The organism is Mesorhizobium sp. M0166 (assembly GCF_040322255.1).
Taxonomy (GTDB): Bacteria; Pseudomonadota; Alphaproteobacteria; order Rhizobiales; family Rhizobiaceae; genus Mesorhizobium.
Genome location: NZ_JAMYTD010000013.1, coordinates 22,462 through 42,953 on the forward strand (window position 1 = coordinate 22,462; position 20,492 = coordinate 42,953).

18 protein-coding genes and 1 other RNA gene are annotated in these 20,492 nt (G+C 62.8%); 6 read left to right on the forward strand and 13 right to left on the reverse strand.

Features of this window, described 5'->3' with window-relative positions:
* Positions 1-36: 36 nt before the first annotated feature.
* The 4 genes from NKJ46_RS16105 to mraZ are packed head-to-tail and all read right to left on the reverse strand — an operon-like array spanning position 37 to position 3,647.
* Positions 37-1,782 carry a peptidoglycan D,D-transpeptidase FtsI family protein gene (locus NKJ46_RS16105; RefSeq protein ID WP_352564476.1) on the reverse strand — a complete coding sequence of 582 codons (1,746 nt, stop codon included), beginning with the start codon at positions 1,780-1,782 and terminating at the stop codon, positions 37-39.
* Positions 1,779-2,156, reverse strand: a complete 378-nt coding sequence (ftsL, locus tag NKJ46_RS16110) for a cell division protein FtsL (RefSeq protein WP_292662860.1) — start codon at positions 2,154-2,156, stop codon at positions 1,779-1,781. The genes NKJ46_RS16105 and ftsL overlap by 4 nt, the downstream gene beginning before the upstream one ends.
* A 4-nt stretch (positions 2,157-2,160) precedes the next feature.
* Entirely contained in the window at positions 2,161-3,192 is a 1,032-nt protein-coding gene (gene rsmH / locus NKJ46_RS16115; RefSeq protein WP_352564474.1) for a 16S rRNA (cytosine(1402)-N(4))-methyltransferase RsmH, read from the reverse strand.
* A complete protein-coding gene (mraZ, locus tag NKJ46_RS16120) occupies positions 3,189-3,647 on the reverse strand; it encodes a division/cell wall cluster transcriptional repressor MraZ (protein WP_254818997.1) in 459 nt (152 codons plus the stop codon). Before mraZ ends, rsmH begins: the two co-directional genes overlap by 4 nt.
* Before the next feature lie 407 nt (positions 3,648-4,054).
* On the opposite strand from mraZ, the gene NKJ46_RS16125 reads away from it, so the two are divergent.
* Positions 4,055-5,170 (forward strand): cystathionine gamma-lyase, encoded by a 1,116-nt coding sequence (locus tag NKJ46_RS16125; RefSeq protein ID WP_352665945.1) that lies wholly within the window; start codon positions 4,055-4,057, stop codon positions 5,168-5,170.
* 8 nt (positions 5,171-5,178) lie between these two features.
* On the opposite strand, the gene NKJ46_RS16130 is transcribed toward NKJ46_RS16125, so the two are convergent.
* From NKJ46_RS16130 to NKJ46_RS16160, 7 genes are all read right to left on the reverse strand, one after another.
* Positions 5,179-5,481, reverse strand: coding sequence for a type II toxin-antitoxin system RelE/ParE family toxin (locus NKJ46_RS16130; RefSeq protein ID WP_352665946.1), 303 nt, complete (start codon positions 5,479-5,481; stop codon positions 5,179-5,181).
* A complete protein-coding gene (locus tag NKJ46_RS16135) occupies positions 5,478-5,753 on the reverse strand; it encodes a type II toxin-antitoxin system ParD family antitoxin (protein ID WP_352492709.1) in 276 nt (91 codons plus the stop codon). Before NKJ46_RS16135 ends, NKJ46_RS16130 begins: the two co-directional genes overlap by 4 nt.
* A gap of 152 nt (positions 5,754-5,905) precedes the next feature.
* Positions 5,906-6,304: RNase P RNA component class A (gene rnpB, locus NKJ46_RS16140), an RNA gene on the reverse strand.
* Positions 6,305-6,363: 59 nt separating this feature from the next.
* Positions 6,364-7,107, reverse strand: a complete 744-nt coding sequence (locus NKJ46_RS16145; RefSeq protein WP_352665947.1) for a lytic transglycosylase domain-containing protein — start codon at positions 7,105-7,107, stop codon at positions 6,364-6,366.
* Positions 7,108-7,292: 185 nt separating this feature from the next.
* On the reverse strand, positions 7,293-8,060 hold the full coding sequence (locus NKJ46_RS16150; RefSeq protein WP_352665948.1) for an N-acetylmuramoyl-L-alanine amidase: 768 nt from the start codon (positions 8,058-8,060) through the stop codon (positions 7,293-7,295).
* A complete protein-coding gene (locus NKJ46_RS16155; protein WP_352453144.1) occupies positions 8,057-8,776 on the reverse strand; it encodes a TerB family tellurite resistance protein in 720 nt (239 codons plus the stop codon). The genes NKJ46_RS16150 and NKJ46_RS16155 overlap by 4 nt, the downstream gene beginning before the upstream one ends.
* Before the next feature lie 255 nt (positions 8,777-9,031).
* Positions 9,032-9,238 carry a hypothetical protein gene (locus NKJ46_RS16160; protein WP_023676780.1) on the reverse strand — a complete coding sequence of 69 codons (207 nt, stop codon included), beginning with the start codon at positions 9,236-9,238 and terminating at the stop codon, positions 9,032-9,034.
* A gap of 181 nt (positions 9,239-9,419) precedes the next feature.
* Here NKJ46_RS16160 and NKJ46_RS16165 point away from each other — a divergent pair, with 181 nt between their 5' ends.
* From NKJ46_RS16165 to NKJ46_RS16175, 3 genes are all read left to right on the forward strand, one after another.
* Positions 9,420-13,301: a hydantoinase B/oxoprolinase family protein gene (locus NKJ46_RS16165; protein ID WP_352665949.1), complete on the forward strand. Its 3,882-nt coding sequence runs from the start codon at positions 9,420-9,422 to the stop codon at positions 13,299-13,301.
* 160 nt (positions 13,302-13,461) lie between these two features.
* Positions 13,462-14,760 carry a BtaA family protein gene (locus tag NKJ46_RS16170; protein ID WP_352564469.1) on the forward strand — a complete coding sequence of 433 codons (1,299 nt, stop codon included), beginning with the start codon at positions 13,462-13,464 and terminating at the stop codon, positions 14,758-14,760.
* Positions 14,757-15,422: a class I SAM-dependent methyltransferase gene (locus NKJ46_RS16175; RefSeq protein WP_352564467.1), complete on the forward strand. Its 666-nt coding sequence runs from the start codon at positions 14,757-14,759 to the stop codon at positions 15,420-15,422. The genes NKJ46_RS16170 and NKJ46_RS16175 overlap by 4 nt, the downstream gene beginning before the upstream one ends.
* Positions 15,423-15,631: 209 nt before the next feature.
* Here NKJ46_RS16175 and NKJ46_RS16180 read toward each other — a convergent pair whose 3' ends face one another.
* Positions 15,632-17,011, reverse strand: coding sequence for a serine hydrolase domain-containing protein (locus NKJ46_RS16180; protein WP_352564465.1), 1,380 nt, complete (start codon positions 17,009-17,011; stop codon positions 15,632-15,634).
* Between the two features lie 431 nt (positions 17,012-17,442).
* On the opposite strand from NKJ46_RS16180, the gene NKJ46_RS16185 reads away from it, so the two are divergent.
* Together NKJ46_RS16185 and NKJ46_RS16190 are read left to right on the forward strand one after the other, a co-directional pair.
* Complete coding sequence (locus NKJ46_RS16185; RefSeq protein ID WP_352564463.1) at positions 17,443-18,240, forward strand: glycoside hydrolase family 25 protein; 798 nt, start codon at positions 17,443-17,445, stop codon at positions 18,238-18,240.
* Positions 18,241-18,320: 80 nt separating this feature from the next.
* On the forward strand, positions 18,321-19,493 hold the full coding sequence (locus NKJ46_RS16190) for a lytic murein transglycosylase (protein WP_352564461.1): 1,173 nt from the start codon (positions 18,321-18,323) through the stop codon (positions 19,491-19,493).
* Between the two features lie 76 nt (positions 19,494-19,569).
* On the opposite strand, the gene NKJ46_RS16195 is transcribed toward NKJ46_RS16190, so the two are convergent.
* Positions 19,570-20,463 (reverse strand): LysR family transcriptional regulator, encoded by an 894-nt coding sequence (locus NKJ46_RS16195; protein WP_352564460.1) that lies wholly within the window; start codon positions 20,461-20,463, stop codon positions 19,570-19,572.
* Between the last annotated feature and the right edge of the window lie 29 nt (positions 20,464-20,492).

A 20,492-nucleotide genomic window follows, 5' to 3' on the forward strand; every position in this document is an offset into this window, starting at 1 on the left:
ACAAAATAGCGCGCAGTTGCCGGCGCGCCCCAAGAATCACTGATAGGAAACCAGCGTTGCACCATTTTCATGGCTGAAATCTGGCTTCACGCCAAGCATGGAAGCCGCACGTCGGATGATGTTTGCAGCCATGATGCCCGCGTTCGAGGCGGCCGTAGCACCCATGCCGGGCTTTTCCGGCTTCGGTTCGTCGGCGATCGTCAGCACTATGTATTGCGGATCGTCCATCGGGAAAGCCGCAACGAAGGCGTTGAAATTCTTTTCCTTCGAGTAGCGGCCGTTGACGACCTTCTCCGCCGTTCCCGTCTTGCCGCCCACCCGGTATCCTGGCACCCGTGCATTGCGGCCGGATCCCTTTTCGGCATTGAGCGCATAGAGATAGCGCATGCCCTCGACCGTCTTGTCGCTGACCACTTTCTTGGCCACCGCCATCGCCTGCTCCTGCGTGCGCGGCAGGAAGGTCGGGTCCATCAGATAGCCGCCATTCATCAGCGCGGCGCAGCCGACCGCTGTCTGCAGCGGCGTCGTCGACACGCCGTGGCCGAAGGCGATGGTGATCGAATTGACCTGCTTCCAGACCTTGGGCTCGGTCGGCCGGGCGACTTCCGGCAGTTCGGTCTGCATCTTCTCGAGGATTCCCAGGCGATGCAGGAATTCGCGGTGTCCGTCGATGCCAACCGCTTCGGCTTCCTTAGCCGAGCCGATGTTGGACGAGTAGATGAACACTTCCGGCACCGACAGCACCCGGCCCTTGCCATGGAAATCATGGATGGTCTGATGGCCGATCCTGATCGGGCGCGACGCGTCGAAACGGCTTTGCAGCGTTATCTTGCCGGAATCGAGCGCCATGGCGGTGGTGAAGCTCTTGAAGGTCGACCCCATTTCGTAGAGGCCAGCGGACATACGGTTGAGCCGGTCCTTGTCCTGCGCGTTATAGGGGTTGTTCGGATCGAAATCCGGAACCGAGGCCATCGCCAGCACCTCACCGGTCTTGACGTTGAGCACGACGGCGCCCGCGGCGATGGCGTGGTACTTTTCCATGCCGGTGGCGACCTCGTCGCGCACGATATGCTGGACGCGCAGGTCGATCGAGAGCTGCACCGGCTTCAAATCCTTGGCCACCGCCAGGCCCGACGCCTGAAGGTCGCTCAAACCCTGTTCGTCGATGTATTTCTCCATGCCGGAGATGCCCTGATTGTCGATGTTGGTGAGGCCGACAATGTAGGACGAGGTTTCGCCGGCCGGATAGAACCGGCGCTTCTCGGTGCGAAAGCCGAATCCGGGGATGCCGAGTTGCATGATGTCGGCCTGCTGCTTCGGCGTCAGTTGCCGCTGCAGCCAGACGAAGCCGGCGCCGCTCTTCAGCTTGTTATATGTCTGCTCGTAGTCGATCTCGGGAAGCACCGTCGACAGCTTTTCGATCGCCTCGTCGGCATCGACGATGCGGCGCGGCTCAGCAAACAGCGACGCCGTCTTGATGTCGGTCGCCAGCACTTCGCCGTTACGGTCGACGATGTCTGGTCGCGATGCGGTCACCCGGCTCTGTGGCCCGCCCGACAGGTCGGGATTCTGGAAACCCAGATAGACCAGCCGCCCGGCAATGGTCGAATAAATGCCGAAGAACACCGCCATCGTCATGACGATGCGGGTCCTGCCCTTGCCACCCGTCGCCTTGCGGGCGCCTTCGACCACGATCGATCCGCCTGCATTCGGCTTCGAACCGCGCTTCAGCAGCCTGACAATCTTTGGAAGTCTGGCGGCGATTGGAAATCCGGTGATCATTGGACGATACCTCCGGTCACCACGGGATCCTTGCCGCCCACATCGGCCATGCCGCCCAGCCGCTGCGATGAAAGGTCCTCGATGTTGACGGGTTTCGCCGGCAAATCGTCCAGCCCGACGATCTGGCGCGCATTGACCGGCTCCAGTCCGAGTTGCGATTTGTAGATTTCGGTGAGCTTCTGCAGGCGCGACGGCTGGGTAAGCAGGCTCCAGTCCGCCTTGAGCAGGTCGATCGTGTCCTCTTCATAACGGATCTGCGCCTGGATCTTGTGCACTGCCGCCAGTTGCTCCTCGGCCTCGCGCTTGGTCTTGTAGGTCAGGGCAGCCGCCGAAACCATGACGGCGATCAGGACTATGTCGCTGGTACGAAACACGTGCTCACCTCTCTCCCGGTCGATCGGCGCCGGGAAGCTTTGGGCCAGGCAGTTTTGGCAGGCCGAAAATCGAAAAATCGCCGGCACGCGCCGGCGCCTCTGTACGGATCGCAGCGCGCAGCCTTGCCGAGCGCGCCCGCGGATTTGCCGATATCTCGGCATCGCTAGGCGTCACGCCGCCGCCCTTCTTGGTGAAGGTGGCGGTGCGCACCTGCGCCTCGGGCAGATGCCGCGATCCGGTGGCTGAATCGGCTCGGTCGGCGATGAAGCGCTTGACGATGCGGTCCTCGAGGGAATGGAAGGTCACCACGGCAAGCCGGCCGCCCGGTTTCAGCACGCGCTCGGCGGCAAACAGTGCCTTGGCCAGTTCGCCGAGCTCGTCATTGACGAAGATGCGCAGCGCCTGGAAAACGCGGGTAGCCGGATGGATTTTGTCTTTCGGCGCGCGACCGATATGCGTCTCGATGGCATCGGCAAGGTCGAGCGTGCGCTCGAAGGGGCGTTTTTCGCGACGGCTCTCGATCATGCGCGCGATGCGCCCGGCATGGCGTTCCTCGCCGAGAAAACCGAAGATGCGGGCAAGATCGCCCACCTTGAAGGTGTTGACGACGTCGGCGGCGCTCAGGCCCGCCTGCGCCATGCGCATGTCGAGCGGTCCATCGGCCCGGAACGAAAAGCCGCGCTCCGGCTGGTCGATCTGCATGGAGGAGATGCCGATGTCGAGCACGACGCCATCGGCACTTTCAACCTGCTCGTCGAGCGTCGAGAACGGTGCCTGGACAAGCCTGAGCTTGCCGCCGGACTGCTGTTCAAGGGCCCGCCCCGCCGCGATCGCATCCGGATCGCGGTCGATGGCGACGACCGAGGCTCCGCTTGCCAGAATGGCCTTGGTGTAGCCGCCGGCACCGAACGTGCCGTCGACGATCACCTCGCCTTTTGTCGGCGCCAGCGCCTCCAGAACTTCGGCAAGGAGGACCGGAATGTGACGGGCTGGTCCGCCAACGGCATGAACTTCATCGCCGTCGCCCGCCATCATTCTGGCCGCTCCCCGGGCTTCGTCCCCTGCCGGAGCTGCAAAAGCCGGGCACGTGCTTCCGTCCCATAGGCGCTGAGCCGTCCCGGCTCCCAGATCTGAAAGAAATTGCCGCGGCCAACGAAGGCCACTTCCGCTGAAATGCCGGTATGCTCGCGAATGAAATCGCTCATCGTGATACGGCCGTCCTGGTCGAGCTTCAGAAACGTTCCATCGCCATGGCAGAAGAACGACATGTCGTCCGCCGTCTGCAGGAACGGGTCTTCCTGGGCGATACGCTGCTCGTACCGATCGAGCAGGTCGAGCCCACCGACATCCATCGCCGGGCGATCCAGGCAGCGTAGCGCATAAAGTTCCGAATAGCCGCGTTTCTGCACAACGGCACGGAAATGCGCCGGCACGGACACCCGTCCCTTCGCATCGATCCTGTTCACCGCGTTCGACAGAAACCGGTCCATTACGCGTTACGGCCGCTTGCGCCGCCGCACCCCTCTGCATCTTCCTGTCCGCGCCGCCCCGGCCCGGTCGACGTCCAAAACCCGCTTCATCATGACGGGCGAACGCAGGCAAACGCGCAGCCGCCGCGGCTGCCCGATTGGCGTACGCTTCACCCTGACACGGAACGAAGGCTTGAGTATCGGAATGGGATATCATGGGGTGTTATGGGCGTCAACGGGAACAGTCTTCAAAACGCGCCTGCCACGACTGGGGAGAGCAGCTTTGACGGCACTCCGGTCTTTATCCTCCATTAAGCCTAACGAAGCGTTTAGGGCCGTGTGGTCCAACCGGAGGCGGCTTGCTGCGGATCGCTGCCGCGCATAGCCTCGGGCATCTTCTTTTCCGGTCAGTAACGAGGTTTGAAACCATGTCCGAAACAGCCAAGTCGCGCGCCGCGGCACTTCCCCATCTGCGTCGCGGCAGGCTTGCCAAGGGCGAGCCGATCCCCTTGCCCCTGACGATGGCCGCCATCTTTCATGCGCCCGGCGACGCCACCGGCTTCGATCAATATGGCCGCTTCAGCAATCCGACCTGGGATGCGGTCGAGCACATGCTGGCGCATTTGGAAGACGCCCCATGCGTCGCCTTTCCCTCGGGGATGGCTGTCATCTCGGCGGTGTTTTTCGGCCTGCTCAAAGCCGGCGACCGTATCCTGCTGCCGTCCGACGGCTATCACACCACGAGAGCGCTGGCAGACCGTTTCCTGAAATCCTTCGGCGTCGCTTATGATGTCCGGCCAACATCGAGCTTCCTCGACGGCGGCTTTGACGGATATCGGCTTGCCTTCGTCGAAACGCCCGCCAACCCAGGGCTGGATATATGCGACATCGCAGCCGTCGCCGAAGCTGCGCACAAAGCCGGTGCGGTGCTTGTGGTAGACAACACGACGATGACGCCTTTCGGCCAGCGCCCGCTCGATCTCGGCGCCGATATCGTCATTGCCGCCGACACCAAGGCGCCAAATGGCCATTCCGATGTGCTGTTCGGCCATGTCGCCAGCCGCGACGCGGACATTATCTCGAGGGTGACCGACTGGCGCGAGACGTCAGGCGCCATCCCCGGGCCGTTCGAGGCATGGCTGGTGCATCGCGGCCTCGAAACGCTGGACGTGCGCTTCGACCGCATGTGCACCTCCGCCGAAATGATAGCGCGACGGCTGAAAAACCATCGCGCGATCAGCGGCTTGCGCTTTCCGGGACTGGAGAGTGACCCATCGCACAATCTTGCCCGCGCCCAGATGGAGCGCTTCGGCTTTCTGATCTCGTTCGTGCTCGCCTCGGAGGACAAGGCCGAGGATTTCATCAACAACTGCGCCTTGATGCAGGCAGCGACATCGTTCGGTGGCGTACACACCTCGGCCGAACGGCGATCAAAAAGGGGAGACGCCGTTGCGCCCGGCTTCGTTCGCCTGTCGGTCGGCTGCGAGCCGGTGGAAGAGCTTTGGCAGGCGATCGAGGCGTCGCTAGACGCAATCGGTGGCTGAATCGGCAATCACGAATTCAGATCGCCAGCGTCGATCTTGCGCCGGCCGTGCAGCACGCGAACGATTTCGATCGCCTCTTCCCTGACACGGTACAAAGTGAGGTATTCGCCGACGATCAGGTGACGGATGCCGGGCGCGATGTCTTCGCGCGGTGCACCTGAGAAGGGATAAGTGGCCAATTGCTGCCAGCGGGCTTCGACCCGATCGAGCAACCGATCCGCTGCAGCCTCGCTGTCTTGCGCAATGTAAAGCCAGATCGCGATCAAATCCTCTTCTGCATGTGCAGTTCGGATGATGGGCAGCAAATTCATGCCGCGCTGTCGGGTTTCAATCGTCTCCGCGCTTCGGCCTTTATTTCGTCGATCGACGCAAACCGCCCCGGCCCGCTGTCGATCCCCTCCTGCACCAGTCTGCGCAATTCCTCGACGGTGTAGCCGAGCAGGTCGCGCCGATCCTTCCATTGCCGCAGCGCGTCGCGGATCACCTCGCTTGCCGAGGCATATTCGCCGGCGGCGACCACGTCGTCGACCGCCGCCGCCAATTCCGGCGACAGCGTGATGCTGCGTTTGTCGACCTGTCCCATGACGCGCTCCTCAGTACTCCCGTCCAAATGGTACGATTAAATCGCACCATTTTCAAGGAATGCCGCGCTTGATTGCGGGTCGAAAAGTGAATCAACGGCTGCGCCCGAAGACGCAACCTGCTGATATCAGGAGATTTCCTTTTATCGGGGAAACTGCCAGCTGGCCTGTAAGCCGGGTTCTGTATGGCCCTCGCCCCTTACGGAACGAGAACGTGGCGGCCATTCATCTTGGGCGCATGTTGCCATACGCCTCACGCAACCTACCCGGACGGTGAGCCGGAAACAGCCCTCGAGGGTTTCCCCTCGCACCGCCCCTATTCGGTCTTGCTCCCGGTGGGGTTTACCGTGCCGCTCCTGTTGCCAGTCGCGCGGTGGGCTCTTACCCCACCCTTTCACCCTTGCCACGATTAAATCGTGGCGGTTTGCTTTCTGTGGCACTTTCCCTGGGGTCGCCCCCGCCGGCCATTAACCGGCACCGTGTCTCCATGGAGCCCGGACTTTCCTCACCCGCAGCCTTTCGGCTTCGCGGGTGCGGCCGCCCGGCCAGCTGGCAAGGCGTATAAAGGGGTTCGGAGCCGAAAACGCAAACGAAAAAGCAAGTTATCCCTTGTCAGGCGGGCGCTCCAAGTGCTGCCAGCTGCACCTTGACCTTGCCGCAATAGGCTGCGGATACCGGGTTCATCCGTGTGGCGGCGTGGCCGGCATTGTATTTCAGGATCGTGCCGCAGGTCGTGCCGCCGCCGAGATCCCGCGCCATGGCAAGGTACTTCATGCCGTATTTGATGTTGGTATCGGGATCATAGAGGCCCTGAACCGAACCGCTATAGCCCATCATCCTTGCCGTCGCCGGCTTGATCTGCATCAGGCCGATCTCGCCGGCGCTGCCGACCTGGTTCGGCTGGTAGTTGCTCTCGATCTTGATGACGGCATTGGCGAGCGACACCGGCACGCCATAGCTGGCGGCATAACGCGCAATGATCGCCGAATACTGTCCGCTGCCGCCGACAACCGCCACCTGGGGCGCTGGCCTGCTCTGCGGAGCGACCGACGCCGTTGCCATGCGGTCGATGCGTTTGCGGTTACGCTTCACATGCTGTTTGGCGATTGTCTTTCTCGCAGCGGTTGGCCTTTTGGCGGAGACTGGCTTTTTCGTCCTTACCGCGGCCGCTTTTTCCACTTTTGCGGTGGCGGTCTTCTCTACTTTTGCACCACCCTTCGGCATGGCGGTTTTGCCGGCTGCGGCACTGAAGCCCTGATCGGCCCGCTGGCTCAGCGGTGCGCTGTTCGCCGCACTGAAGGCAAAAGTCATTACGCCGGCAGCAATGGCTGCCGTTAAAACGGTCAATTTCTGCATGTGATCCTGTTCTGTTTGATCTGCACAAAGAACTTCGCGCAGATACCCTCAATCAACATCGGAACATCTGGGGGGATAGACGTCCGACAATCTGTACGGATCGCCTTTGACGACGGAATTGGCGCCAAAGAAGGCGACGCAAGTCACTTTGAGTAACAGATTGTAACTTTTAAGCTGGCAAAAGGTTATTTGAGAGAGGCTATCCTTACGGAAGCGAGCAGCCTTTCCAGCGTGCGGATCGTCGATCCATCAGCCATGCCGTCAACCAGGCGCTGCCGGAAATGCCGCTGAAATGCCTCGACCACGATTTCGGTCTGCCGGTCGAAAGCGCCGGTGATCTCGACGCGATAACCATAGAGCGCCAGCATCGACTGCAGCGCCTCGACCTCGGCGCCGGTATCGCCTGGCTTCAGCACCGCGCCGCGCCGGATCGGTGCTGCCGGCACAACATGGCCGATACCAGCGGCAAACAAGGCCTTCCATGGAAATTTCTCGCCCGGATCGACCTTGCGCCCCGGTGCCACGTCGGAATGGGCGAGCACCCGCTGCGCTGGAATGGAATGGCGCTCGACGATGCCGGCGCACAGGCCGATCACCGCGTCGATCTGCGGTTTTGGAAAGTTGCGATAGCCGAGCGTATGCCCCGGATTGACGATCTCGATGCCGATCGAACAGGAGTTGATGTCGCTCTGTCCGAGCCACGAGCTCTTGCCGGCATGCCAGGCGCGGTCGCTTTCCCTTACCATCTGAACAATGCGGCCGTCCTCATGGACCAGGTAGTGCGACGAGACCTCGCTTGCCGGATCGCACAACCATGCCTCGGCACCGGCGCCGGTCGCCATTCCGGTGTAGTGCAGCACGATCATGTCGGGTTCGAGAGTCCGGCGCCGTGGCCCGAAATTCGGCGATACCCTGACCTCGGCGCTCGGCTCGTCGGGCGGAAAGCCGCTCATGCGTGCCGCAGGCCTCGCTCGATCATTTCATAGGCCGCGTTGATCGCCGCCAGCCTGGTCGTCGCAATCTTGATGAATTCCTGCGGCAGGCCGCGTGCGATCAGCCGGTCAGGATGATTGTCGGAGACCAGCTTGCGGTAGCGCCTGCGGACCTCCTCGAACGGTTTCCCACGCTCGATGCCGAGCACAACATAAGGATCGGCGGCACCCAGATCGACATGCCGGGCCAGGATGCTCTGGTAATGCGCCTCATCGATGCGGAAGATCTCGGCGATGCGATGCAGGAATTGGCCCTCGCGCTCATGCACCAGCCCGTCGGCCTTGGCGATGTGGAACAGCCCGTCGAGTATGTCCTCGAGCATCAGGCAGTTCGAATGGCCCGAACCGCAAAGCTGCGCCATCCGCTCGGCATAGGTCTCGAAACCTGCAATGTCGCGTTTGGCCAAATCGTAGAGCCGCGCCACATTGCGCCTCTGTTCCTTCGGCACCTCGAATATTTCCTGGAAGGCGCGCACCTCGTCTTGCGTGACGATGCCGTCTGCCTTGGCCATCTTGGCCGACAGGGCGATCATCGCCACCGAGAAGGCGACGCGCCGGCGCAGATCGGCATCGCCGGAGAAAACCGTGCGCACGGCCTCGACCACTTCGGCGACGCCTGACGACGCTGAAGATGAAACGCGTGTGACGAAGTCGCCGAGGCGGTCCCAAATCGACATGGGGCTTCATAGGGCCAACCACCCATCGCTATCAAGCCAAGACAGTGCCGCAGGGGCTGGCCCAATCGATTTGGCGGAATGCCTGAGGCGACTGCCGTCAGTGCTTACCCATGGAAATCGGCAGATGGAAGCCGCTGCGCGCAAACCCGCGTCGTCGCACGCGGTCACAATGCGCGGGTATCGCAAGCAGCAGAAAGGCCGGCGTATGAGGCCGGCCTTCCTTGGCTGTCACATTGACTACTGCGACTACTGCGACTACTGCGCCGGGGCAGCCGGCGCAGGCGCCGGAGCCGGAGCCGGCTCGGCAGGCTTGTTTGCGTCAGGGGCAGCCGGCTTCATCGTCTGGTCGGATGCCGGCGGATTGGTGCTCTGCGTCGTGGTGTTGTCGGTGCCGCTGTTGCTGCAGGCGGCAAGGCCAAGCAGCGCAAGCGCCGACACCGACGCAAGAATGAGTTTCTTCATGACATCTCTCCTCTAATCACGCCTCCGTTACCGGCGGCGGTCGAGAACACAATGCGTAAGCTGCGCATGAGTTTCGTAACGTTGCATTTCTGCCTGTAACATATTCCAATCACTTGACGATTGCCGGTCAGGGCCTCGCGGGCTAACAGATCGAACAGGGAAAATCCCGGGAGCCGCTGCCATGACCGCAAAATGGGATTTCTGGATCGACCGCGGCGGTACCTTCACCGACGTCATCGGCCGTGACCCGGAAGGCGGGCTGCATCCCAGGAAACTCCTTTCGGAAAATCCCGGAGCCTATGCCGATGCTGCCATCCAGGGCATTCGCGAACTGCTCGGTGTCCAACCCGGCGCTCCAATCCCCTCCGCTCTGATCGGCGATGTAAAAATGGGCACCACGGTTGCCACCAATGCGCTTCTCGAGCGCAAGGGCGACCGTGTGCTGCTGCTCATCACCAAAGGGTTCCGCGATGCGCTGAGGATTGCCTATCAGGCCAGGCCCGATATCTTTGCCAAGCAGATCATCCTTCCCGAACAGCTCTATGAGCGTGTCGTCGAAATCGACGAAAGGGTTCGCGCCGACGGCAGTGTCGAGCGCCTGCTCGACATTGCTTCGGTACGCCCGGCTATTGAGCAGGCCAAGGCGGACGGCATCGATGCGGTCGCGATCGTCTTCATGCATGCCTGGAAACATCCCGAGCACGAAAAGGCGGTCGCCAAAGTCTGTCGAAAGCTCGGATTCTCGCAGGTCTCGGTCAGTCACGAGGTCTCGCCGCTGATCAAGCTGGTCGGCCGCGGCGACACCACGGTGGTCGACGCCTATCTGTCGCCGATCCTGGCAAGGTATGTGCAGAAGGTGGCGGACGAACTGGGTGCCGCGCCAATCTCCCCCCTTGTAGGGGAGATGTCGGCGAAGCCAACAGAGGGGGGCACTGTCCCGCCAACATCTCAGTCTGTCACGCCCCCCTCTGCCCTGCCGGGCATCTCCCCCACAAGGGGGGAGATTGGCCAATCCCCTCGCCTCATGTTCATGATGTCGTCGGGCGGCCTCACCGCCGCCGACATGTTCCAGGGGAAGGATGCGCTGTTGTCCGGCCCCGCTGGCGGAGTCGTCGGCATGGTCGAGACGGCAAAACTCGCCGGTTTCGGCAAGGTCATCGGCTTCGACATGGGCGGCACCTCCACCGATGTCGCCCATTACGATGGCGAATACGAGCGCGCCTTCGACACCGAGGTCGCCGGCGTGCGCATCCGCGCGCCGATGATGCGCATCCACACCGTCGCCGCTGGCGGCGGCTCGATCCTGCATTATGAAGCCGGCCGCTTCCGCGCCGGGCCGGATTCGGCCGGCGCCAACCCCGGCCCGGCCGCCTACCGGCGCGGCGGTCCACTGGCCGTCACCGACGCCAATGTCATGCTGGGCAAACTGCAGCCCGAGTTCTTCCCGGCCATTTTTGGACCGGGCCAGGACGAACCGCTCGACGTGCAGACGGTTCGCGAAAAATTCACCGCGCTTGCCGCCGAGATCGGCGACGGCCGCTCGCCGGAAACCGTCGCCGAAGGGTTCGTCACCATCGCGGTCGAAAACATGGCCAACGCCATCAAGAAGATTTCGGTGCAGCGCGGCTACGATGTCACCGAATACCTCCTGAACTGTTTCGGCGGCGCCGGCGGCCAGCACGCTTGCCTGGTCGCCGATGCGCTCGGCATGGAGGCGGTGCTGATCCATCCGTTCTCCGGCCTGCTGTCGGCATACGGCATCGGCCTGTCCTCGGTGTTTGCGTCACGCCAGCAGGCGCTGCTGAAGCCGCTGGTGGAGGACTCCGGGGCGGCGATCGATGAACTCATCGCAACGCTGCGCAAAGCCGTCATCGACGAACTCGCCGCGCAAGGCATCAGCGAAGACGCGGTCGCCTCGAAACCGGTGCTGCAGATCCGCTACGACGGCACCGATACCGCGCTGCCCGTGAACTTCGGGCACGGCTCGATCGCGCAGGCCAAGGCGGACTTCGAACTGGCGCACAAGGCGCAGTTCGGCTTCGTCTACGACGACAAGCCGATGATCGTCGAATCGGTCGGCGTCGAAGGTACCGATACCGGCGGCACCGGCCGCGACGAAAGCGATTCAGTTGTTGAAGACGTGGCCGCAAGTTCTTCCGGGACCCGGAAAATCTTCGTCGACGGCGTCTGGCGCGACGCCGGCATCTTCCCTCGCGAAACACTGAAGCCCGGTAACAAAATCGCCGGCCCCGCTTTGATCATCGAGCCGAACCAGACCATTGTCGTCGAGCCGGGCTGGCAGGCCGAGATCACCGCCAAGGACCACGTATTGATGCGGCGCGTCGAGAAGAAGCGCCGGCACGCCGCACTCGGCACCGAAGCCGATCCGGTGATGCTGGAGGTCTTCAATAACCTGTTCATGTCGATCGCCGAACAGATGGGCGTAACGCTGCAAAACACCGCCTATTCCGTCAACATCAAGGAGCGGCTCGATTTCTCCTGCGCCGTTTTCGACCGGAATGGCGCGCTGGTCGCCAACGCGCCGCATATGCCGGTGCATCTCGGCTCCATGGACCGCTCGGTGGAGACCATCATCCGGCTCAATTCCGGCGACATTCACCCCGGAGACGTCTTTGCCCTCAACGCCCCTTACAATGGCGGCACGCATCTGCCTGATATTACGGTAGTGACGCCGGTGTTTGAGGAAGAGCGCCCAATCTCCCCCCTTGTGGGGGAGATGTCGGCGAAGCCGACAGAGGGGGGCGCTGTCCCGCCGACCTCTCATTCTGTCGCGCCCCCCTCTGCCCTGCCGGGCATCTCCCCCACAAGGGGGGAGATCGGCCTATCACCGAAGATCCTCTTCTACGTAGCCTCGCGTGGCCACCATGCCGACATCGGCGGCACCGCGCCCGGCTCGATGACGCCGCTTGCCACCACCGTCGACGAAGAAGGCGTGCTGTTCGATAATTTCCGCATCGTCGATCGCGGCCGGTTCCGCGAGAAGGACCTCGCGACGCTGCTCACCGACCATCCCTATCCGGCGCGCAATCCGCACCAGAACATCGCCGACCTCAAGGCGCAGATCGCCGCGAACGAAAAGGGTGTCGCCGAGCTGCGCAAGATGGTCGCGCATTTCGGCCTTGGCGTCGTCGAAGCCTATATGGGCCATGTCCAGGACAATGCCGCCGAAAGTGTGCGCCGTGTGCTAGAGCGGCTGCCCGACAGTTCCGAATACGAATATCCGACCGACACCGGCCAAATGATCAAGGTGAAGATATCGGTCGACCGGCGGAAGCGCCAAGCGACCGTCGACTTCACCGGCACGTCGCCGGTAATGAAGAACAATTTCAACGCACCCGAGCCGGTCGCCCGTGCCGCGGTGCTCTATGCCTTCCGCGTCATGGTCGAAGACAACACCCCGATGAATGCCGGCTGCCTGCGGCCGATCAACATCATCATTCCCGACGCCTCGATGCTGAAGCCCGCCTATCCCGCGGCAGTCGTCGCCGGCAATGTCGAGACCTCGCAGCACGTCACCAACGCGCTATTCGGCGCCATGAGGGCGATGGCCAATGCGCAAGGCACGATGAACAATCTCACCTTCGGCAACAAGCAGTACCAGTATTACGAGACGATCTGCTCCGGCTCGCCGGCCGGCCGGATGAATGACGGCCGCGGTTTTGCCGGCACCTCCGGCGTCCACACCCATATGACCAATTCGCGCCTGACAGATCCCGAAGTGCTGGAACTGCGTTTCCCGGTACTGCTCGAGGATTTCCATATCCGCGAGGGCTCCGGCGGCAAAGGCAAATGGAATGCCGGCGACGGCACCAAGCGCACCGTCCGCTTCCTCGAAAAGATGGAATGCGCGATCCTGTCCTCGCATCGCAACCGCCCGCCGCAAGGCCTCGACGGCGGCGGCCACGGCGAGGCCGGTTCGACCAAGGTCCGCCGCAAGGATGGCCGCGTCGAAATCCTGAAGGCCTGCGACCAGACGGTACTCGACGCCGGCGAGGCGGTCATCGTGACAACGCCGACCCCAGGTGGATTTGGCCGCCCTTAGCGGAGGCATCCAGAATTCGCTCCGGCGAGTCAGGTGGTGTGGTTCTCGAGAACCGAAGCGGAGCGGACATTTGGGTCCGTGAGCATCGGAAGCGCAGACAACCGCATCAGATGACCGCCGGAGTAGAATTCTCGATGCCTCCGGCTGTCACCGGCCTGTCATGACCCTGCGCTACCCGCTTGCGGCAAAGCAAACGGGGAATCGCCTTGCCATGACGGACATTTCTGGAGAACTGGTTTTTCGCCGCGGCAAGGAGGTCGGCAAGGCCGTCTACCAGAACCGCCCGTTGTCGAAGGCTGGTATCTCCGAACGCTTGTTCGCCTTCCTGTTCTCCGGCCTCGTCTATCCGCAGATCTGGGAAGACCCCGAAATCGACATGGACGCGATGCAGCTCGGCGAGGGCCACCGCATCGTCACCATTGCCTCCGGCGGCTGCAACATCCTCGCCTATCTCACCCGGTCGCCGGAAAGGATCGATGCCGTCGACCTCAACGCTGCCCACATCGCGCTGAACCGGATGAAGCTCGAAGCCGTGCGTCACCTGCCGTCGCAGGGCGACCTTTTCCGTTTCTTCGGCGCGGCTGAGACCGGGCACAATTCGCAGGCCTACGACCGCTTCATCGCGCCGCATCTCGATCCGGTCAGCCGCCATTATTGGGAGCGGCGCAACTGGCGCGGCTGTCGCCGCATCGCTGTCTTCGACCGCAATTTCTACCAGACCGGCCTGCTTGGCCTGTTCATCGCCATGGGCCACCGCACCGCAAAGTTCTTCGGCGTCGACCCGGCCGGCATCATGGACGCCAAGAGCATCGCCGATCAACGCCGTTTCTTCGACGAGGAGCTGGCGCCGGTCTTCGAAAAGCGGCTGCTGAAATGGGCGACATCGCGAAAGGCTTCGCTGTTCGGCCTCGGAATTCCGCCGGCCCAGTACGATTCGCTGATCACCTCGGGCGACGGCACCATGGCCAGCGTGCTGAAGGCCCGGTTGGAAAAACTCGCCTGCGATTTCCCCCTGAAGATCAATTATTTTGCCTGGCAGGCCTTTGCCCGCCGCTATCCCAACCCGGGCGAGGCCGCCCTGCCCGCCTATCTCGAAAAACGCAACTACAAGACCATCCGCGACAATGTCGATCGCGTCGCCATCCATCACGCCAATCTGATCGAGTTCCTTGCCGGCAAGGATGCCGGTTCGGTCGACCGCTTCGTCCTGCTCGATGCACAGGACTGGATGACCGACGACCAGCTCAACGGGTTGTGGGCCGAGATCACCCGAACCGCCTCCACCGGCGCCCGCGTCATCTTCCGCACCGCAGCGGAACCCAGCCTGCTGCCCGGCCGCGTCTCGAATTCGCTGCTTGACCAATGGCGCTACGAGAACGACGCCTCGCGCGAGTTTTCGGCGCGCGACCGCTCGGCCATCTATGGCGGCTTCCACCTCTATGTGAAGCGGGCCGCATGAGCACGACCGACTTGCCGGCCAGCCATGCCGAGCTGATGGACGGCGTCTATCGCTGGCAGCGTCATGTCTACGACCTGACCCGCAAATACTATCTGCTCGGCCGCGACCGGCTTATCGACGGACTGGATGTGCCGGCCGGCGGGACCGTGCTCGAGCTCGGCTGCGGCACCGGCCGCAACATCATCCTCGCCGCCCGCCGCTATCTCGGCGCGCGCTTCTTCGGCCTCGATATTTCGGCCGAGATGCTGGAGACGGCCACCGCCGCCCTTGCCCGCGAAGGCCTCTCCGGCCGCGTCACGCTGGCGCGCGGCGATGCCACGGATTTCGACGCAAAGGCGCTGTTCGGCGTCGAAAGTTTCGACCGCGTCTTTGTCTCTTATTCGCTGTCGATGATCCCTGGCTGGGAAAAGACGATATCCGCGGCTCTTGCTGCCCTGTCACCGGGCGGCTCGCTGCATGTCGTCGATTTTGGCCAGCAGGAAGCCCTGCCCGGCTGGTTCCGCACGCTGTTGCGCGGCTGGCTGAAAAAATTCCACGTCGAGCCGCGTCAATCGCTGCGCGCGGTTCTGGATTCGGAATCTGCAAGAACCGACGCAAGCTTCCGTTTCCAAACGCTCTATCGCGGCTATGCCTGGCTCGCCGTGATCGGCCCAGGTCGATAGCCAGGATGTGTTGAGATTCAGGTCAGGCCGAGTCGAAAACGGTGGGGTCCGAGAACCGGAGCGGAGCGTACTTTTGGGTACGCGAGCACCGGCCTACGCCGGCCGTAGCCTTAACTGCCACGACCGCTCATGAGTGCTTTGGCCGGCGAAGGCCGGAAGCGCAGGAAACCGCCGTTTGCAGGCCGGCATCACCTGAATATCGCTACAGCCTAGTGCAGCGCCTTGACCAGCGCCGCTACCATCGCCTGCGGCCGGTAGCCGAGCCTGGCCGGCGTCAGGCCGAGCCGCACCACAACCAGCTGCTCCGAGGGGACGATCGCGGCCGTTTGTCCGTCATGCCCCTCCATCCAGTAGGCGTCCTTGGGCAGGCCGGCGGCAATGCCGGCGCCGGGGTTTTCCTCGTCGCCCGGCCCTTCGATCCATAATTGCCCCTTGCCATAGACCTTCGAGGCAGTTGCCGGTTCCCGCATCCAGTCGACGAAGCCGGCGGGCAGGATCTCCTTGCCGTTCCAGACGCCGCCCTGCAGCAGGAACTGGCCGAAGCGCGCCCAGTCGCGTGCCGTGGCATAGAGGTAGGACGAGCCGACGAAGGTGCCGTGCTCGTCGGCCTCAAGCACTGCACTGTGCATGCCGAGCGGATCGAACAGCGCGGTCCTCGGCCAGGCCAGCGCCTTGTCCTTGTCGCCGATGGCGTCCTGCCACAATCGGGACAGCATCACCGCCGTGCCACTCGAATAGGAAAACACCTTGCCAACCTCGCCGGTCAGCGGCTTGGACCCGGCAAAGCCCGCCATGTCCGGTTCGAGATAGAGCATGCGCGTTACGTCGGCGACGTCGCCATAATCCTCGTTGAATTCCAGCCCGCTCGACATCGCCATCATGTCGGCGAGGCTGATCACGGCGCGGCCATCTCCCTTCCAGGGACCGAACAGGCCCTGGTTGGTCATCGCCAGCTTGCCCTCCTTCACCAGCGTGCCGACGATCGCCGCATTCACCGTCTTGGTCATCGACCAGCCCAATAGCGGCGTCTTTTCGGAAAAGCCTTCGCCATAGCGCTCTGCAACGATGCGGCCGTTCTTGACCACCACCACCGCCCGCATGCCGGCACCGGTCATTGCTGGATCGTCGAGGATCTTCGCGACCTCTGGATCCTGCGAGGCACCGACATCGTCGCCTTCCGGCCAGATCGCATCGGGCAGCGGCGCCGGCGTCGGTGCAGCTCCGGCGACAGCCTCGGCGGCGGCAATACCGCCGTCGGGAACCGAGGCGCAGCCGAGCCCGTCGCGCGCAACCGCGACACTCTTGCCGAGCACACCGAACAGGCCCGCCGAAACCGTTCCCTTCTCCTTGTCGACCGACACCCTCATCAGCTTCAGCAGCGGATGACCCGGCGCCTGCACATCGACGGCAAGCACATCGTCGGCGTCCCGCCCGGCGATGAAGACGTTCGAGCAGACGATCTTGGCCGCGTAACCGGAACCGACGCGGATCAGTTCCGGCGGGGCGAAATACAGCCAGGCGGCGAGTATCGCGGCGGCCAGCACAGCCAGGCCGAGCAGCCATTTGACGAACTTCAAAAGGATCTGCATTTTGAGTTCCCTCGGCGCGCTCGATCTATGTCATCGATTTGCCGCCATTGTTTCGGCAAAATCGCGGCTCTTGTCGAGCGCCGTCAACCGAATATCAACCATGATCGGCGATCACAGGTGTATGTCACCCAAAAGCATGCCCTTGGGCCTGACCCGAGGGTGCGCAGCGGTTCTGGGACAACGACATGCACAGACAAAAGAACTAAGCGCGTCGAAACGATGCGCTTAGGACAGACCGGGCGATCCTGTGGGGTGACCGTCCGGCGGGGCTTGAATGCATGCGTCCCAAAACTGCGCAACGGTTTGGGAATGCATGAAACGAAGATCAAGGCGCATCGCGTAAGTCGGTTTCAGACACGCCGCGCCCGGTCGAGGGGCCACCCGCGGAAAGACCCATCAGCGGCCGGCTGAAACCGGCTCAGGAAGTAGCGATGCGCCGTTTCGCGGTCCTCATCACGCTGATGTTGCTTGGTGCCTGCTCGACGGTCGAGGATCTGACGCCATCGCTGTCGTCGTCCAGCGCCGCGATGGTTGCGGTACGCGCGCCGCGTTTTGCCGATTCCGACCCGCATGAATGGGACAGCGGCGCACCGTGGAGCTATGCCGTCCACGGCACCGACGTCTCCAAATACCAGACCTCGATCGACTGGCCGGCGGCCAGGGCCAGCGGCATCTCCTTCGCTTTCATCAAGGCAACCGAAGGCGGAGACCGGTTCGATGAAGCTTTCAACGAGCATTGGAGCCGCACCAAGGCGTCGGGCATTCCCCGCGCCGCCTATCATTTCTTCTACTTTTGCACGCCGGCCGCTACCCAGGCGCGCTGGTTCATCCAGAACGTGCCCAAAGACAGCTCGGCCATGCCGCCGGTTCTCGACATGGAATGGAACCCGAAATCGCCGACCTGCAAGCTGCGGCCCGATGCCGCCACGGTACGCAGCGAGATGAGCACATTCCTCGAAATCGTCGAAAAACACTACGGCAAGAAGCCGATCATCTACACGTCGGTGGACTTCTTCGAAGATAATGGTTTATCGGGCTTCCGCAATTACCCCTACTGGCTGCGCTCCGTGGCCGGGCACCCGCGCCAGAAATACGGCAGTCATCCCTTCACCTTCTGGCAGTATACCGGAACGGGTGTCGTGCCGGGCATGGCCGGAAACGCCGACATCAGCGTCTTCAACGGCTCCGAAGCCGCCTGGAAGAAGTGGTTGCGGCAGAACACCCGTTGACACCGGGCCTGTCGCCTGCTTTTCGACACAGCCAATGACGAATGCCTGCAACCGCCGGTAATCTTCTTGGAAGGATAGCGATGCGATTGCGCTTTGGACTTCTCGCGGCGCTGCTCCTGAGCGCCGTGCCGGCCGCGGCAGAGCAATGCGGCGGCGATTTCGAGGCATGGAAGCAGGGTGTGGCGGCGGAGGCCAGGGCGGCTGGCGTCGGCGCTGCCGGCCTTGATGCGCTGGAAAACGCCACCCTCGATGAGAAGGCATTGGCACGCGACCGCGCCCAAGGCGTCTTCACCCAGACCTTCATCGAATTCTCGAACCGCATGATCTCGTCGCATCGGCTGAAGCAAGGTGCGGCCAACCTGCAAAAATATGCCGAGGTCTTTGCCCGCGCCGATCGCCAATTCGGCGTGCAGGCGCCGGTCATCGCCGCTTTCTGGGCCCTGGAAACCGATTTTGGCGCCGTGCAAGGCGATTTTCATACGCTGAACGCGCTGGTGAGCCTCTCGCATGACTGCCGCCGCCCGCAGCTGTTCCGGCCGCAGATCGTGCCGCTGCTGATGTTGATCGATCGCGGCGTGGTGCCGGCCGACGTGACCGGTGCCTGGGCCGGCGAGATCGGCCAGACGCAGATGCTGCCTTCCGACTATCTCGGCCACGGCGTCGACGGCGACGGCGATGGCCTGGTCGACCTGCGCGGCAGCGCGCCGGATGTGATCATGAGCACGGCCAGCAAGATCCAGTCGCGCGGCTGGAAGCGCGATCAGCCCTGGATCGAGGAAGTCCGCGTGCCCGACGATTTGCCGTGGGAGCAGACGGGACGCACCAACAAGCTGCCGTTGACGCAGTGGGCGCAGTGGGGCGTTACCAGGCCCGACGGTACGCCGCTTCTCGACAACCGCATGAAGGCCGGCCTGGCATTGCCTATGGGTCGCAAGGGGCCAGCCTTCCTGACCTACGACAATTTCGACGTCTATCTCGAGTGGAACCAGTCCTTCACCTATGCCCTGACCGCGGCAAATCTTGCCGCCCGGCTGGGGGGCGCGCCGCGCTTCGATCCGCGCAACCCCGAACCCGGCCTCAACGGCGACCAGATGAAGGCGCTGCAGACCAAGCTCGAGGCGAAAGGCTATGATGTCGGTACCGTCGACGGCATACTGGGCACCAACACCCGCGAAGCTATCCGCAAGGAGCAGATGCGGCTGGGCCTGCCGGTCGACGGCTGGCCGACGCCGGAGCTGCTGGCCAGACTGTGAGGGTGGTGAATGGTGAAAAGGAATAGCACCGGAGCCGCACTGGGCACCAGAGCTACTACTATTCACTATTCACTATTCACCGCCTCGCCAGCAGGAAATCGATGAACGCTCGCAGCGGCGCCGGAACCTGGCGGGAACTCGCGTGATAGAGATAAAAACCCGGAAATCTCGGCGACCAGGCTTCGAGAAAACGAATGAGCTTTCCCGCTTCGATCCACGGCCGGACCTGATATTCCAGCATGTACGCCACGCCGACCCCATCCAGAACCGCCCCGATCATCAGTTCCGTATCGTTGATCGTCAGGCCGCCGCTGACGGCCACTTCCAAGGCACGTTGGCCCCGGGCGAACTCCCATCGATAAAGATTGCCGCCGCTCGGCCACTGGAAATTGATGCACTGGTGCTGATGCAGGTCCGCGGGGTGACGCGGCATCGGGTGATGCTCCAGATAGCTCGGCGCCGCCACTGCGGCCATCTCGAGTTCCTCGCTGAGCTTCACCGCCACCATGTCCTTGTGCAGCCGCTCACCCAGTCTGATCCCGGCATCGAAGCGGCCCTCGACGATGTCGGTGAGCATGTCGTCGACAATGATTGTGAGGGTGATATCGGGATAGGCGCGGCGGAAATCGCCGAGGATGGGCGCGATGAAACGCATGGCGGCGATGCGCGGAACATTGATGCGCAGCGAGCCTGCCGGCCGGCCGCGTGATGCATGAGCGTCGGCTACGGCCCCTTCCAGTTCGCCGAACGCCGGTGCGATGCGGGCAAACAGCTTCTCGCCCTCAGCGGTCGGCGACATGCTGCGCGTGGTGCGGTTCAGCAGGCGGACACCGAGACGCTCTTCCAGCCCGCGTATCGTCTGGCTGAGCGCTGGAGGCGAAATCCTGAGCTTGGCCGCGGCACGGACGAAGGTTCCCTCTTCGATGATTGCTGCAAATGCCGTGAGTTCGGAAAACTCGCTTCCTCGCATTATGTACCTCAGGCTTAACAAGTCAGTTA

What these genes read in the sequence shown, in the direction of transcription:
- NKJ46_RS16105 (WP_352564476.1), bottom strand. Translation starts at nt 1,782, where the DNA reads ATGATCACCGGATTTCCAATCGCCGCCAGACTTCCAAAGATTGTCAGG.
- rsmH (WP_352564474.1), bottom strand. Translation starts at nt 3,192, where the DNA reads ATGATGGCGGGCGACGGCGATGAAGTTCATGCCGTTGGCGGACCAGCC.
- mraZ (WP_254818997.1), bottom strand. Translation starts at nt 3,647, where the DNA reads ATGGACCGGTTTCTGTCGAACGCGGTGAACAGGATCGATGCGAAGGGA.
- NKJ46_RS16125 (WP_352665945.1), top strand. Translation starts at nt 4,055, where the DNA reads ATGTCCGAAACAGCCAAGTCGCGCGCCGCGGCACTTCCCCATCTGCGT.
- NKJ46_RS16130 (WP_352665946.1), bottom strand. Translation starts at nt 5,481, where the DNA reads ATGAATTTGCTGCCCATCATCCGAACTGCACATGCAGAAGAGGATTTG.
- NKJ46_RS16135 (WP_352492709.1), bottom strand. Translation starts at nt 5,753, where the DNA reads ATGGGACAGGTCGACAAACGCAGCATCACGCTGTCGCCGGAATTGGCG.
- NKJ46_RS16145 (WP_352665947.1), bottom strand. Translation starts at nt 7,107, where the DNA reads ATGCAGAAATTGACCGTTTTAACGGCAGCCATTGCTGCCGGCGTAATG.
- NKJ46_RS16150 (WP_352665948.1), bottom strand. Translation starts at nt 8,060, where the DNA reads ATGAGCGGCTTTCCGCCCGACGAGCCGAGCGCCGAGGTCAGGGTATCG.
- NKJ46_RS16155 (WP_352453144.1), bottom strand. Translation starts at nt 8,776, where the DNA reads ATGTCGATTTGGGACCGCCTCGGCGACTTCGTCACACGCGTTTCATCT.
- NKJ46_RS16160 (WP_023676780.1), bottom strand. Translation starts at nt 9,238, where the DNA reads ATGAAGAAACTCATTCTTGCGTCGGTGTCGGCGCTTGCGCTGCTTGGC.
- NKJ46_RS16165 (WP_352665949.1), top strand. Translation starts at nt 9,420, where the DNA reads ATGACCGCAAAATGGGATTTCTGGATCGACCGCGGCGGTACCTTCACC.
- NKJ46_RS16170 (WP_352564469.1), top strand. Translation starts at nt 13,462, where the DNA reads ATGACCCTGCGCTACCCGCTTGCGGCAAAGCAAACGGGGAATCGCCTT.
- NKJ46_RS16175 (WP_352564467.1), top strand. Translation starts at nt 14,757, where the DNA reads ATGAGCACGACCGACTTGCCGGCCAGCCATGCCGAGCTGATGGACGGC.
- NKJ46_RS16180 (WP_352564465.1), bottom strand. Translation starts at nt 17,011, where the DNA reads ATGCAGATCCTTTTGAAGTTCGTCAAATGGCTGCTCGGCCTGGCTGTG.
- NKJ46_RS16185 (WP_352564463.1), top strand. Translation starts at nt 17,443, where the DNA reads ATGCGCCGTTTCGCGGTCCTCATCACGCTGATGTTGCTTGGTGCCTGC.
- NKJ46_RS16190 (WP_352564461.1), top strand. Translation starts at nt 18,321, where the DNA reads ATGCGATTGCGCTTTGGACTTCTCGCGGCGCTGCTCCTGAGCGCCGTG.
- NKJ46_RS16195 (WP_352564460.1), bottom strand. Translation starts at nt 20,463, where the DNA reads ATGCGAGGAAGCGAGTTTTCCGAACTCACGGCATTTGCAGCAATCATC.